Annotated in this window: 11 protein-coding genes and 1 tRNA gene; 1 reads left to right on the plus strand and 11 read right to left on the minus strand. The window is 51.5% G+C overall.

The genetic code is table 11. From position 1 onward, the window contains the following. Positions 1-69: 69 nt before the first annotated feature. The 10 genes from Pla110_RS09055 to Pla110_RS09100 all read right to left on the minus strand — a co-directional run bounded on the left by Pla110_RS09055 (position 70) and on the right by Pla110_RS09100 (position 10,390). A complete protein-coding gene (locus tag Pla110_RS09055; RefSeq protein ID WP_144995322.1) occupies positions 70-1,554 on the minus strand; it encodes a DUF1214 domain-containing protein in 1,485 nt (494 codons plus the stop codon). Between the two features lie 57 nt (positions 1,555-1,611). Beyond that, positions 1,612-3,144, minus strand: a complete 1,533-nt coding sequence (locus Pla110_RS09060) for a DUF1254 domain-containing protein (protein ID WP_197440615.1) — start codon at positions 3,142-3,144, stop codon at positions 1,612-1,614. 6 nt (positions 3,145-3,150) lie between these two features. After that, positions 3,151-3,780, minus strand: coding sequence for a TetR/AcrR family transcriptional regulator (locus Pla110_RS09065; RefSeq protein ID WP_197440616.1), 630 nt, complete (start codon positions 3,778-3,780; stop codon positions 3,151-3,153). A 727-nt stretch (positions 3,781-4,507) separates the two neighbouring features. After that, positions 4,508-4,592: transfer RNA gene (locus Pla110_RS09070), tRNA-Leu, on the minus strand. Between the two features lie 288 nt (positions 4,593-4,880). Continuing rightward, positions 4,881-6,125, minus strand: coding sequence for a beta-ketoacyl-ACP synthase II (gene fabF / locus Pla110_RS09075; protein WP_144995326.1), 1,245 nt, complete (start codon positions 6,123-6,125; stop codon positions 4,881-4,883). Between the two features lie 4 nt (positions 6,126-6,129). Then, positions 6,130-6,366 carry an acyl carrier protein gene (acpP, locus tag Pla110_RS09080; RefSeq protein WP_390620485.1) on the minus strand — a complete coding sequence of 79 codons (237 nt, stop codon included), beginning with the start codon at positions 6,364-6,366 and terminating at the stop codon, positions 6,130-6,132. A 552-nt stretch (positions 6,367-6,918) separates the two neighbouring features. Beyond that, positions 6,919-7,830, minus strand: a complete 912-nt coding sequence (gene fabD, locus Pla110_RS09085; RefSeq protein WP_144995330.1) for an ACP S-malonyltransferase — start codon at positions 7,828-7,830, stop codon at positions 6,919-6,921. A gap of 213 nt (positions 7,831-8,043) precedes the next feature. Next, positions 8,044-9,042 carry a phosphate acyltransferase PlsX gene (gene plsX / locus Pla110_RS09090; protein WP_144995332.1) on the minus strand — a complete coding sequence of 333 codons (999 nt, stop codon included), beginning with the start codon at positions 9,040-9,042 and terminating at the stop codon, positions 8,044-8,046. A 6-nt stretch (positions 9,043-9,048) separates the two neighbouring features. Then, complete coding sequence (gene rpmF, locus Pla110_RS09095; protein WP_144995334.1) at positions 9,049-9,228, minus strand: 50S ribosomal protein L32; 180 nt, start codon at positions 9,226-9,228, stop codon at positions 9,049-9,051. 373 nt (positions 9,229-9,601) lie between these two features. Next, positions 9,602-10,390, minus strand: coding sequence for an NAD-dependent epimerase/dehydratase family protein (locus tag Pla110_RS09100; RefSeq protein WP_144995336.1), 789 nt, complete (start codon positions 10,388-10,390; stop codon positions 9,602-9,604). Positions 10,391-10,735: 345 nt separating this feature from the next. On the opposite strand from Pla110_RS09100, the gene Pla110_RS09105 reads away from it, so the two are divergent. After that, the gene (locus Pla110_RS09105; protein WP_144995338.1) at positions 10,736-12,718 is read left to right on the plus strand and encodes an AAA family ATPase; all 1,983 of its coding nucleotides are present in this window, start codon (positions 10,736-10,738) and stop codon (positions 12,716-12,718) included. Between the two features lie 30 nt (positions 12,719-12,748). On the opposite strand, the gene Pla110_RS09110 is transcribed toward Pla110_RS09105, so the two are convergent. Further along, positions 12,749-13,666: a hypothetical protein gene (locus Pla110_RS09110; protein ID WP_144995340.1), complete on the minus strand. Its 918-nt coding sequence runs from the start codon at positions 13,664-13,666 to the stop codon at positions 12,749-12,751. Positions 13,667-13,668: the final 2 nt, after the last annotated feature.

A 13,668-nucleotide genomic window follows, 5' to 3' on the forward strand; every position in this document is an offset into this window, starting at 1 on the left:
CTTCCAGCCGCAGCGTTCTCCTACCCAACTGCGGCTGGAAGCCACAGCCACGTTAGTTTCCGGTATTCTCTATTTCACTTGCTCGATCTTGGTCATTGGGAAAGACTGGTCGAAGTAAGCTTGCTCTGGACCATAGAGCCTCAGGTAGACGAAGAAGGACTGGCCTTTGTTGGTCTGAACCCAATTCACTTCTTTGCCCTCGGGGGCGGTCGGTCCAAAGTAAATATCCACCGATCCGTCATCGTTCTTGATCAGACCTTCGGTGCGGGATGAACGGTCCGACCGTTCGATTTCGTTGCGGATGATCAATCGGTTCTCGATGTCATAGACGGTAACCGACCAAAAGTTGGCTGCCGGAGGATTGGGCCCGACGTGGAGCTTGTAATTGTTGCCACCCATCAATGCTTTGTCGTCGGCATCGTAGTAACTGCCCAGATAGGCTGAACCTTGGCCTGCCACTCGCGAGACCATCCCGGCCGACGTGGTGGTCGCCTCAAAACCGTAGGATGCCCGCTCGTTGAACTGCGAGTAGGTCGCCATATCGATTTTCGGATTCATCCCGGCCATCGCGTCTTCAAAACCGGAATCCTTGCCATAGAGTGATGTTGGGAACATCTCCCTGGTTTTGTTGAAGGAGATTGCTTGCGACATGGCCATGCCAACGTCCAGACCTTGCTGCAGAATCTCTTTTTGCTGAGCAGTCGGGTTGAACGGTTTCCCTTTTTCGATGCCGAGGTCCTTGAGCCAGGCGTAGAAGAAGCGGTCGCGGTCTGCCATCGGCTCACGCTGAACATAGGTGTTCACCAGTTCCCAGAACCGCATGTCGCGTGGCTGGGTGTTCAACGCGACCTTGCCACCCGATTTGGGTTCATATTTGACGAACTTCGTTTCTGGCGGATTGTCGGCGTCCGACAATTTATAGGCCTTCACGGCTGTCCGGAGTTTCTTGGCCTCCTCGCCGGTGCCGAGCGCACGGTAGAAGTAGAGCACTCGGAAGGTGTCGGATTGGATGATTTTTCCATCGAAGTTCTTGGGGTAATTCTGTCCCGGCCCAACCAGCAACAGTTTTCCCGGCTTGCCATTGATCTCGTGGATGGGCTGCATCCAAGCGTTATCGACCACGCCGTAGATCGCACCGGGCGGCAGGTCAACGACCACAGGCCCGGTCTTCGATAGGTCCGACATTGCGATCGTGTAAGGGGTGGTCACGTTCGCGGTCATGTACGGATAGACGCCGTCGTAACCGTCATAGAGGCCAAAGAAGATGTCGGTGTCAGACAGATCCAACCCGTTGGAGGTCTTAAAATTGCTGAGCAGGGCCGGATGCAGCGTTTCGAAATTCATCATCGGCATCGCCCAGGTCACCAGTTGAGTGGCCCGCTGCTGAAGAATCCGGCGATGCAATAGCTCCGCCGTCTTTTTGATAATGGTCTGGCCCTGAAATTCAAGTTTACCCAGATAGGTTTCCTGAACGGTTTGAGCCGAAGCGCGCGACAGCATGGTGCAGGCTATTACTGCAACGAGAGCTACGGTGATTCGTTTTGGTTTTTTCATGGTTCTATTTCTTAATAGTTGGTTCTGTGTGTGTGTGTGCTTGCTGTCTTAGTTGACTTACTTCAGCAACTCGAAGTCGTTGAGGACCCATGTCTTTTCGATGTAGCCTTCCATTGGGCCATAGAACCTGAAGACCACGAAGAATCCCTTGTCTGGATCTGTCTTGATCCAGTTGTTTTTGCCTTCAGGCATTTTTGGGCCGAAATAAATGTCCACCGAACCATCGGCATTGACTTCGGGCTTACCCGTGCTGCCGACGTTGATGTTTCCTCCTGAACCGAGCAGGCTGCGGCTGATTGGGTCATAGGCAGTCACCGCCCAGAAGCGTTTGACAGGCGGATTGGCCGGCACACGCAGTCGATAATTCTTGTCACCAAGTAAATAGGCGCCTTCTTTGTCTCTGAACGCGGTCAAGTAAGAAGTCCCCACACCCGCCGTCGTCGAAAGTAGATTCGGTGAAACGCAAATGGCCTGATAGTGCCAAAGGGTTCGGGCGTCGATGTCGTTGTGACCGTCGTCGACGAATTTGGTATTGCGAATGAACATCTTTTCCCAATGCCGATTCGGCCAATAGTTGATCTCCGGATCGCGCGATGCGTAGACGATTGCCCGCGACATGGCGACGCCTTGCTTGGCTGCCGTGTCGAAGATGCCTTGCATCCGCTGGTCCGGTTTGAAGGGCTTGCCCTTTTCGATCCCCAACGTCGCCAGTCGTCCCAGCAATTCTTTGTCGAACAACTCGGTCGGCTCATACTGGATGATCTCGTTCAACATCGTGAACACGGAACCATCTTCGGGAGGCAGAGTATTGGCACCCATTCCGGAGCAGTTAACGGCGGTATGTGCGCGGGGTCCCGTGGCCAAGGGGTAAACCTTGAGACGATCCTTGAACCATTTCACGGCCTGATCGCCATTGCCAACTTCGCCGAAGCCACGCATCATCGCCCAGATCCGGTAGCCCGGTGAGCGGAACACAAAATAGCTTTTCGGAGCTTCGCCTTTGAAACCTGGAGGCAGGAAGAGATACTTGCCGCCCTTGCCCTTGTCCGGTCCGGTGGGTCCGAAGTCGGTGAGGTATTTGAAAGCGGCATCGTTGGCATTGCCATACATTCCCGGCGGGATCTCCACCACGGTGGGGCCGTCGACTTTCAAGTCGATGGAGGCGAAGGCATACACAGTGACATTGTTACCGGTCAGGTAGTTCTCAGTTGGAGTCATGAAATCGGCCATGACGCCGACGTCCGAAGCGGACTTGAACCCGAAGTCGCGAATCTGCGACTTGACGATGCTGTAGAGTGAAAGCGACGGATAGAAATCCATATAAGCTTGGGTGGCACGCTGCCGATCCATCTCATCGTAGATTTTTTGCGTCGAAGCTTCTGTCGGAAACGAACCCCCTTCGAACTGCAATATGCCGAAGTTGGTTTTGATCTCGGCGGGCGCCGGTTTGAAGTCCTTCGCGGTCTGTTTCGCTCCGGGGCTCTTGAAGAGGTTTTTGTTTTCTCCAGCATCGTCAGCCTGCACCGACGCTGCCATACGAACCGCCGCGAGGACGGTCAGAGCGAGGACGGTGAGTGATTTCATTTTCATAACGTTCTAGCCTTCTATCTCATGAATTCTGCGACGGATTTCGAAGTCGGCCTTGAGTTGATCGCCGTACAGCGTTGAGGTCCACACTCGAAGGATTGCTTCCTGAACCGATTCCCGGTTTCCCCGCGGGCGCCGTCCAAAGTGGTGAATTAGCAAATAGGCATTCATGCGGTTGAGTGCCATGGCGACCGAACGTGCGTCAAATGGCTGGATCAGCCCCGCGTCCTGATGCTGTTCGATTCGCTGAGTCACCGCGTGGTCGAAGTCCTTAAGGAAATCAGCCCACGCTTTTTCCAACCGTTCATCCATCGGGGCAGCGTCAGAAACAGCCCTCAAAATCGGGCCCTGCTGATAGCAGACACGCACCAAGCTTTCCAACGATTGTTCGAGAAGCGGGAGCGGATCACCCTCACCCTGCAACCAAGGTGTGGCGACATCAAAAATGTCTTCTTCGATGGCGTGGAGAAGCGCCTCCATCAAGCCGTGCAAGTCCTCAAAGTACTGATAGAACGCCGACCGGCTCGTGCCGGCAAGCGACATCAACTCGGCAACCGTCAAGTCGCGGAACGGATGCGTCCAAAGAAATTTTAGCGCAGCATCGAGGATCGCCTGCCGGGTTCGTTCGGACTTCCGCAATGCAGGAGGATTCCTAGGATCGTTGCGGCTACGAATTTGTGATTGCTTTGTATCTGACATAGTGTCACATTTTAACGCTGCTATGTCAGTATTGCAACCGACGGTCGAATCATTCGTACGGCAGGGATTCGGCGGCACGTCGCTGACGGAGAGGTCACCGCATCGCGTTGGGTCAAGAAAGCGCTACGCCCAGCAGTTTTTGAATGCGTAAAACCGCGCGGAGGCCTGGCTCAAGAATTTGGCAATGAGGCCGGAGGCGTGAGATCCGTTACGAGCTTTTCCCGATAGTGGCGACGGGATTTGAACTTTGCAACAAACAGCCATCATACGAGTTAGGGCGAATAGCGGTCTTGGCCAGCCGACTTTGCTGATCCGTTTGAACTTGCGAAGCGGATGTCACAATATGCGGTAAAGCCTTGCCATACAAAGAGAAACAGCCCGCCGCAAACGAATGCGACGAGCTGTTTTGATTTCAAGTCGGGATGACAGGATTTGAACCAAGAGGCGTGAGTTTGACCGATTGCGGAATCAAGAGTGAAGGAAGGCAGATTTTCTCGACTAAGCTGTGATTGCCGGAACCTCACCTAAACGAGTGGTCATCGGGAATTTGAATGGCAAAACGGCGAGGTGTTCAACTTTTGCCCAGGTAACACTTTAGGTAACACCCCCCTGTATTGAACAAAAAAAGGACTTACGCCTATTTGACGTAAGTCCTTTCATACCATAGTACCGAAGGTGGGACTCGAACCCACACGGGGTTTACCCCCACTGGATTTTGAATCCAGCGCGTCTGCCGATTCCGCCACTTCGGCGTGGTGGTGATTATGCTTCGTAGCAAGGGGTTACGTCAAGCGTAAGGCTCCCTAATCTCCTCACGATTTAATTTTTGCAAATCCAATCCGAAATCGCAACCTTACTTTGATTACTAGAAAGTCACTGACATCGAATCAGACAAGATGACTCAGGATTAGTTCGTGTTTCGTTCACAGTAGGTTACCATTCGATTTATCGAAGTCAGAAAAAAAGACTGCCCTTGAAGGACAGTCTGTCTGTGTTGTTCTGATTTAAATCAAATATGGGGACTACTGGTCAGTTTCGTCTCAAATTCGTTTGAGGACCAGAGAGGCATTGTGTCCACCAAAACCAAAGCTGTTGCTCATGATGCAATCAATCTTCATTTGGCGAGCTTCGTGCGGAATGTAATCAAGATCACAATCCGGATCCGGGTCGTCCAGATTGATTGTCGGTGGTGCAACTTGATTCTGTAGAGCGAAAGTGGAGACGACAAATTCAACTCCACCTGATGCTCCGAGTAAGTGACCGACCTGGCTTTTAGTGCTGGAGACTGCAAGTCCGTTCCGGGCGTACTCACCGTATACAGATTTCACTGCATTCGTTTCAGCTTTGTCACCCAGTGGTGTACTTGTCCCGTGTGCGTTGATGTAATCAATGTCTTCAGGTGCAAGATCTGCGTCTCTTAAAGCCATCGTCATCGCATGTGCCGCTCCGCGACCCAGCGGATCAGGAGCTGTCATGTGCGATGCATCAGCTGACATACCGTATCCGACAATTTCGGCGAGGATGTTAGCTCCCCGATTCTTGGCGAATTCATACTCTTCCAAGATAACGATTCCCGCACCTTCAGAAAGCACGAAACCGTCACGGCCTGAATCGAATGGTCGAGAGGCAGCTTGAGGATTGTCGACACGATTGGAAAGCGCGTTCATCCGGGCGAAACCGCCCAGACCCATTGCAGTAACGGCCGCTTCTGCTCCACCCGTGACCATCGTATCGGCCATACCGAACTGAATTAGTCGGAAGGCATCACCAATGGCATTGTTGGCAGAGGCACACGCAGTCGCAACAGCGCTGTTTGGTCCTTTCAGGCCCCAATGGACGGAGATGTTGCCACTGCAGGCATTCACCATCATTTTGGGAATCATGAAGGGAGACAGTTTGCGCGGACCGCGATCGTACAGCGTGTTGTGTTGAGTCTCAATTTCTTGAAGACCCCCTACTCCACTACCGACGAGAACTCCGTATCGACAGGCATCCCCCTTTGTGAAATCCAATCCGGATTGCGTGACGGCCTGATTGGCTGCCACCATTCCGAATTGCACAAAGCGGTCCAATCGACGGACCTCTTTCGCTGGAATCGACATATGCTCGGTAGGGTTGAAGTTTTTGACTTCACCACCGAAGTTGATCTTGAACTCGGATGTGTCAAATCGTTCAATGGGCCCGATCCCGCTTTTTGAGGCGCAGATCGAATCCCAGAACTCGTTGACTTCCGTAGCCAGACTGGTAACGACTCCAGTTCCTGTTACTACAACGCGCTTCCTCATTGCGCTACGACTTCTCCTCGATATAGTCGATAGCGTCACCGACGGTGCGAATTTTGTCATAGTCATCGTCGGGGATCGTGATTTCGAAGGATTCTTCGAATTCCATGACCATCTCAACGATGTCCAGTGAATCTGCTTTCAAGTCCTCAATGAAGTGGCTTTCCCGTTTAACTTCTTCTCTGGGAACGCCCAACTGCTCGCTAACAATGGTGTGGACTTTTTCTTCAATACTATCGGACACTACCCTATTCCTCCGGTCGCCATGCATCCACATTCAGCCGATGACGGGATGACATGTTTTTTTGAATAAAATTGAGTTCGAAGCCGAAAGGTGGCTCGCTCAGAATGTGTGGTTTCTATTTTGACTTTCAACCGAATTCAATTTCTCAGAAGACTGCTTTATTATACTTTGGGTGATCGTGTCTACAGGAATTGTCCTAAGAAAGACGTTTCCTGAGAACTATTTCCAAAGTCTTTTCCACAAGTCGATAGAGAGAGAATGAAATCAGTGTGACTCTTCATACTGGAAAGAGTCCTGTGCTTAAATGTCGATTTCAGTTCGAATAAAAGGTCCCATGCTTCGAGTTTCGGCTTTACCTACCGACTCCACACCTTTATTCGAACTTACCAAGGCGACCCAGCCTAATTTTCCGAAAATGTACCAACTCACGGTGAACGCTGCCACTCCATGAAGCGGCTCCAGATCGGAAATGTTCGCTTTTTATAAATTTAGCCAATTTCAGCATTTATGAAAAGGCTACCCGCTTGAATCGATGATTCTTGGGGCCGGTTTTTATGGCGTATCGTTTATCGTTGTGCAGGCGATTTTTCGATTGAGACGCTTCAGAAGCCCTTTGAGAACTTTGCCTGGACCGATCTCGTAGAATTCATCAACGCCTGCATCAAGCATGCTCTGCATCGATTTCTCCCAGAGGACGGGGCTGACAACCTGTCGAACCAGGAGTTCGCGGATATCGTCCGGTTCGGTATGTGTGGCGGCGTCGACGTTGGAGACAACTGGAATCTCGGGGGATTTGATCTCCACTCCGGCGAGCGCTTCCGAGAGCTGTAAGTCAGCTGGTTTCATCAGATCGGTATGGAAGGCACCTGCGACCGCGAGTGGAATGGCTTTGCCACCCTTCTCTGCAATCAGGTCAGCAGCGACTTCGCAAGCAGCGTTTGTTCCGGAAAGGACCGTATTGCCCGGACAGAGGAGGTTCGCAACCTGAATCTGACCATGAGCTGAAGCAGCTTCAACGACTTCTGCGATCTGTTCCGGTTTGAGCAACAGAGCGCTGACCATTCCAGACGGAGTTTTATCAGCCGCTTGCTGCATCGCCTGTCCGCGACGCTGAACGACCTTTAAACCGTCTTCGAAAGAAAGTGCACCAGCGAAGACCAGGGCGGTGTATTCACCCAGGCTGAGGCCAGCGGCCATTTCGCAGGAAAGCGCGATTTCAGGAGAGTCGGCGCGAAGCATTTCCAGTGCGGCCAGACTAGTGACAAATAGTGCGGGTTGGCTGATTACAGTCGAGTCGAGCTCTTCTGCCGGGCCTTCAAAGCAAAGTTTGGCGAGATCAAACCCGAGGATTTCGTTTGCCTGATCATACAGTTTACGGGCGGCCGGAATTTTCTCGGCCAGTTGCTTGCCCATGCCGACATGTTGGGCTCCCTGTCCAGGGAATAGAAACGCAATTTTTGCCATCCCGCATGACTTTCTAACTTGTGAATCGGTGTTTTACGTGGAGGGCCGATTCGAGTTTGAGTACGAGTTCCTGCACCGGTAACGTCACTTCCAGCGATATCCTGTATTTTAATCGAATTCTGTTCTACGGGAAAAGCAGCAGGCGATCTGGATTGTCGAGCAGCAGGTAAAGGCGGACAATGCAGTAGTCGGGCCGATCTGTGGGCCTCTAACCTACAAGCTGTATTTTTGCATCTCTTCAACAATGTGCTTATTCAGTTGGTGATCATTGAGAGATTTGGCCACGCCAAGAGCATTCTTAATTGATCGGGCGTCACTGGAGCCGTGGCAGATGATGCAGATACCGTCGATTCCGAGCAGAGGTGCTCCACCGGCTTCGCTGTATTGGTGTCGGGCGGCGACTTCCTGGAAGACGCGTTGCGCAATGTGGCGTTCTGTATCCAGTTGTTCCATCAAAGCACTGCCGACACTCTTGAAGAGATAGTCGACCATCCCTTCACTCACCTTCAGTACGATGTTTCCGACGAAACCTTCGCAGATAAGAACATCTGCCTCGCCTCGGTAGAGGCCTCGGCCTTCGACGTTACCGACGTAAATATCCTTGAGGGGGCTGTTGGAAAGAAAGGTGTGCGTTTCACGGTAAAGATCGTTGCCCTTACCTTCTTCCGAACCGATATTCATCAGGCCGATGGAAGGTCCACTGACTCCCAGAATCCTCCGCGAGTATACGGAGCCGATGACACCATATTGATAGAGGTGCTCCGGTCTGGCGGCAGGGTTTGCACCCACATCCATCAAGATCGACCGACCGCGCAGGGTGGGTAACGTCACTGCGATTCCCGGTCGTTTGATCCCTTTGAGAAAGAGTTTGCTCCATAGAGCAGCAGCGACGACGGCACCGGTATTTCCAGCACTGACGACTCCATCGACCTCTTTCTGAGCCATCAATCGCCAGCACACGGCGATCGAGTTGTTCGGTTTTTTGCGATGTGCAATGGTCGGCTTTTCCGCCATTCCCACAACACCCTCCGCCGGAACGACCTGCATACGGTCGCCAGAGTATCCCGACTTTTCGATCAGCGAATCAATCAGGGGTTGGTCCCCGACCATCGCGATTTCGAGGTCCGAATCGGCTTCGAGTGCGGCAATCGCTCCATCGATATTGGGTTGAGGGGCATCGTCGCCACCCATCACATCCAAAGCAATACGCATCTGGTATTAACCCTCGGCTTCTACAAGCGTACGGCCCTGGTAATTTCCACAAGTTGGGCAGACCACATGAGAAGGTGCCGGGGTGCCGCACTGTGAGCAGTATGAAAGCTGAATGGGTTTGACCGCGTTGTGGCTACGGCGCATGCGGGATCTGCTTTTTGATTGTCTCCGCTTGGGAACAGCCATGGCGTTGTTCGTCCTAAATCTTTGTGTTGATTGAAAATAGAGTAATTAGCGTTCGATGAATTCACTGGGTAGACCGTCTCCGCAGGTTTTCACCGAAGCGAAGCGAGCATCCTAAGAAAATGCCGGAATATGTGTCAAGTTTCCCCGCTCCATCGGTCCAGAGGATCCTCAGATTTACCGAGAAAATACGGATATTTGTTTCTCAAACTACTAGTCTTTCGCCTGAGGGTCTTTTTTGATTGTGTACAAAAGGACACTGTGTTCGTTGTGAGATGACGGTTCAGAGTACTTTTTCAGGCGAGGATGAGTGAAAGATATCACTCTGAATTCGTCACAGATTCCTAAAAATTAGCGAGTTTATGGCCCAGCCCCGCTACTGATTTTGGCACTCTGGCCAGTAATTGGCCGAATCCCGGGGTACGAATCCGAGTTTCTCAGCCGTTTCTCGCATGTCGAAGATGCCGTTTTTGTTGTTGCTGAGAGCGTACCCGAGCACGTAGTCACGGTTCGTTTCGAGTGCTTTACGGAAGGCTTCGACGCAATCTCGCTTGCTCAGAAAGAGGGCCGACATGTGGTATTCCTGCTCTGTTCCGTCTGCAGTATGGGGATCATCAGCTTGCTCTGTCCAGCCGATCCGAAGCCCGACAAACTGTATTCTGTGGGTCAGACTGAAGTATTTCCCTAAATTCTCTCCAAACAATTTAGAGACTCCATAGAGGGAGTCCGGAGCGGGCGGATCGAACAGGCGGGCATGGTGTCGACATTTGTCCGGATCTGTCTTCATTGGACTGTCGTCCATGAAATCGCCATGTTGAGTATGGTTCGTACTGGCGAAAATGATCTTCTTCACGCCTGCTCTTCTGCATTCTTCAAAAACGTTGTAGGTCGCATCAATATTGTTTTTGAGTACTTCGTCCCAAGGGGTCGAAGGCATGATGTATCCAGCGAGGTGAATTACGGCGTCAAGACCTTCAAAAATTCCCTCGACCTGGCTGCTGTCGGACAGATCAGCAACCGTTCCCTCCAAATCCTCCGCTTTATGCGTAAAGTAATGGAATTCGACTTCATCTCGAAGACCTTCCCTCAGGGTTGTACCAATGTTCCCATTGGCCCCCGTTAAACCAACTTTCAGTTTCTTTTCGACTGATCGTTCTGCCGCCATTATTTTGACTCCTTTCGAGCTGATTCATCGAGTCTATCCCGACCTTATCACGGACTGGAAATTTCCTGTTCCCGTATGGGAATCAATCGGTTTGACTGGTTTTCATGTTAAACTATGAGTCTATCCTGCGTAACTGAATAGGGCTGGCAACGAATTCCACTGGAAATGTTGAGTTGCCCCGTTATGGGATAGGTGAATTACGCTTGCATTGGCACGTAAATCTGCAAATTCAGCGCCAATTTAGGGCAATAAGTCTCTCTCGTGATTATCGTTGAATCGATTCAATTCATTACTTTCTCTGTTCCGGTCACTATCACCTCGTCTCGCTCTGAGTGAAATACCATTATGCCGACCGAAAACCATCTTCTGGAAATTCAACAATACTTCCAGGCAGGGTATGGGCTGATCGCCTTGAATACCTTTGAGGAAGAACGCTGGCTAAATGGAATCAGAGAAATGGCGACGCGGGAGCAAAGGCAACTTGATGAATGGTCAGCGGTCGTCACGTTGGATTCGCGAGCATCGCTGCTGGATCAGCTTAAGTTGATGGCCTCAGGGGAACAGAACCATCGCCTGTTACTGCTGAAGGACATTCAACCGCAATTCGAAGATCCACAAATTGTGCGCGCACTTCGCGAAGCCAGCCAGCACGGACAACGGTACGCCAACACCATATTGTTGATGGGCCCTGATCTGCACCTTCCCGTCGAATTGGAAAAAGAGTCAATCCTGATTGAGTTGCCGCTACCCGACTACGAGACTATGCAGCAACTAGTCGAAGAAGTCCTGCTGGAGTGCGATGAGAAAATGGACGTATCGACGCTTCAAGATACCCCACTGTTCGAGCGACTTTCCCAAACAGTATTGGGGCTGACCCTCTCACAGGCACGTCGGACATTGGTACGCGGCTTACACAAAACTAATAATCAGATCAACGAAAACCTGTTTCTCTCACTGGTCGCGGATAAACAGGAGTTGCTTCAGGGCTCGGACCTGCTTGAATACTATGACCTCACGACGGATATGGAGAGCGTCGGTGGGTTGGAAACCTTGAAGGAATGGTTAGAGCAACGTTCTTCCGCTTTCACCGAGTCAGCTCGCCGCCAAGGTATTCCCGCTCCTCGAGGGGCGTTGATCATTGGTGTTCAAGGTTGCGGTAAAAGTCTCATTGCACGCGCTGTTGCTCATCGTTTGAAATTTCCCCTGTTGCGAATGGACATCTCTACCCTGCTCGCTTCGGAACGCGGAATTTCTGAACGTAATATGCGAATGGCGCTGCAGGCCGCTGAGACAATGGCACCTTCGGTGCTCTGGATTGACGAACTCGATAAAGGGTTCGCGGGCGCTTCGATTGATTCGAAGAACGACTCGACTCTCTCCCGTTTGCTCGGTCGATTTTTGAATTGGATGGAAGAACAGCGAGGCAAAGTCTTCGTCGTCGCGACGGCCAATAATATTGACCAACTTCCTCCAGAGACGATACGTCGCGGTCGATTTGATGAACTCTTCTTTGTCGATCTTCCAAACTATTACGAACGTTCGGAGATCTTCAAAATTCACATGCAACGCCGCCATTGTGATCCTACTGATTTTAGTTTGCATGAACTTGTTGAGAGAACGGACGGATACAGCGGTGCCGAAATTGAACAGATTGTCGCTTCCACTTTACTGGAATGTTACAGCACAGGCCGCGCTGTCACTCAGGAAGAGCTGATGGAAACGGCCGAGGAAGTCGTCCCCCTTTCCAAAACGATGGAAGAGAAAATCTTTGAAATGCGCGAGTGGGCGAATGGACGCTGCCGCCGCGCGACGCCGGACAGTCGGGTGCAGCAAATGCTCGATCATGAAAAGCGAAGCGGGCATCTGGCGGAAGAACCGACGATTGCCACAGCGCAGCGAGAATGGAAACGGCTCGCTCAGCAGGACAGCCTTTCGGCGGCCATCTCCGAATATGTGCGTGTGAACGATATGTGTACCTTCGAAGAAATCCAGACCGACTTTACCCCGTACTTCGATACTCGTGGTGAGCATGGTCTCGTGATTCGTCAGAATCCCAAAGTGATGCTAGCCGTGAAATTCAGTGAGGAACTGAACCTGGTGCTGTCACAGTTAATTACGGGGCGAAGGATTTATCTTCATCCCACCGAAGCGGAAGCATATAAACGCAAACTGCCCCTGCCCGTCTTGAAGCAAGTTCCCGAAGATCGCCAACGAGAATTCGCCTGGCTTCCCACGCGCCTGCGGAGCGTCCCCCCCGTAACTCGAAGCCCGGCGTTAAGCCAAGTCGGTCGCATTCGCAAACCAGGAGCGGCTACCAGCGAAGCTTAACTGAAGAACGTGTCCGAAGAGCGACGCGGGCTAGTCCAATTTGTATCCCTCGATGGGTAAAGTTCCATCTCCTGCCCATTCACCGTCGCCGGCCAATTCGCCACTTGCTTGCAGGCTGATTCCTATATCGAAAATTTTGCCTGGGGCGGCGATGGGCTCCCCATGCTGGTTTTTCAGAAAACCGATGTAGGGGACTTTCATCTCCAACTCATGCCCGTCGTCGGAGAGATTTCCTGTAAGAATCCCGTGGACGATCGGTCCGCGGTCGACCACGAATGTAAGCGTTCCATCTTCATGGTAGACCCATTCAGGATAGAACTCATACTTTCCTTTTTTGATAGTGTGATAGCCAGCGGGATAAGGGCCGTCGTTTCCTTCTTCGTATTTCCCTCGCGAGAGCGATAGAAAGTTCTGCTTCAGCTCTTCCTTGTCTTCACAGCATTTATTCATGTACATTCCGGTGTTGAATTCACCGTTGTACCATTCAATTTCGACATTCATGTCGTATCCACCACTGGTGGGGTAAGTTCCCCCTTCGTGAAGCCAGTACCCCGTTCTGTTGTTCTGGTCCACGTCGATCGCGACGGTGATGTAATATCTACCCGCTCTCTCCTTCTTATCCCCTTTCTCGGGCCCCTTTTTCGTGCGACCGATGACACCCTGAGACTTTACATAGATGTAGAGATTGTCTGCATCGTGAGCAACTTTATATTCGAGGACATCCACGTCGACATGTTTCAGTCGTGTTCCTTTGTAATTACGTTTGTCACCATCAGTGTCGATGGGGTCATTCGCCGGGTCAGTGTACCCTTTGATGTTCTTCCAGTCATCGAATCGACCATCCATAACAATGGTTGATCTTTCCGCGGCTATAAGCACTGTAAGAAACGACAGGAATAGGATGCTGAAGCCCACGCTGAGAGTGAAGAAGGTATGGGCAATTTTCATGT

It is taken from the genome of Polystyrenella longa (genome assembly GCF_007750395.1).
Classification (GTDB): Bacteria; Planctomycetota; Planctomycetia; order Planctomycetales; family Planctomycetaceae; genus Polystyrenella; species Polystyrenella longa.

Bases quoted from the DNA above. Each gene is read 5' to 3' on its own strand.
- fabF (WP_144995326.1), bottom strand. From the start codon at position 6,125: ATGAGGAAGCGCGTTGTAGTAACAGGAACTGGAGTCGTTACCAGTCTG.
- Pla110_RS09100 (WP_144995336.1), bottom strand. From the start codon at position 10,390: ATGGCGGCAGAACGATCAGTCGAAAAGAAACTGAAAGTTGGTTTAACG.
- Pla110_RS09055 (WP_144995322.1), bottom strand. From the start codon at position 1,554: ATGAAAAAACCAAAACGAATCACCGTAGCTCTCGTTGCAGTAATAGCC.
- rpmF (WP_144995334.1), bottom strand. From the start codon at position 9,228: ATGGCTGTTCCCAAGCGGAGACAATCAAAAAGCAGATCCCGCATGCGC.
- Pla110_RS09105 (WP_144995338.1), top strand. From the start codon at position 10,736: ATGCCGACCGAAAACCATCTTCTGGAAATTCAACAATACTTCCAGGCA.
- fabD (WP_144995330.1), bottom strand. From the start codon at position 7,830: ATGGCAAAAATTGCGTTTCTATTCCCTGGACAGGGAGCCCAACATGTC.
- plsX (WP_144995332.1), bottom strand. From the start codon at position 9,042: ATGCGTATTGCTTTGGATGTGATGGGTGGCGACGATGCCCCTCAACCC.
- Pla110_RS09060 (WP_197440615.1), bottom strand. From the start codon at position 3,144: ATGAAAATGAAATCACTCACCGTCCTCGCTCTGACCGTCCTCGCGGCG.
- Pla110_RS09110 (WP_144995340.1), bottom strand. From the start codon at position 13,666: ATGAAAATTGCCCATACCTTCTTCACTCTCAGCGTGGGCTTCAGCATC.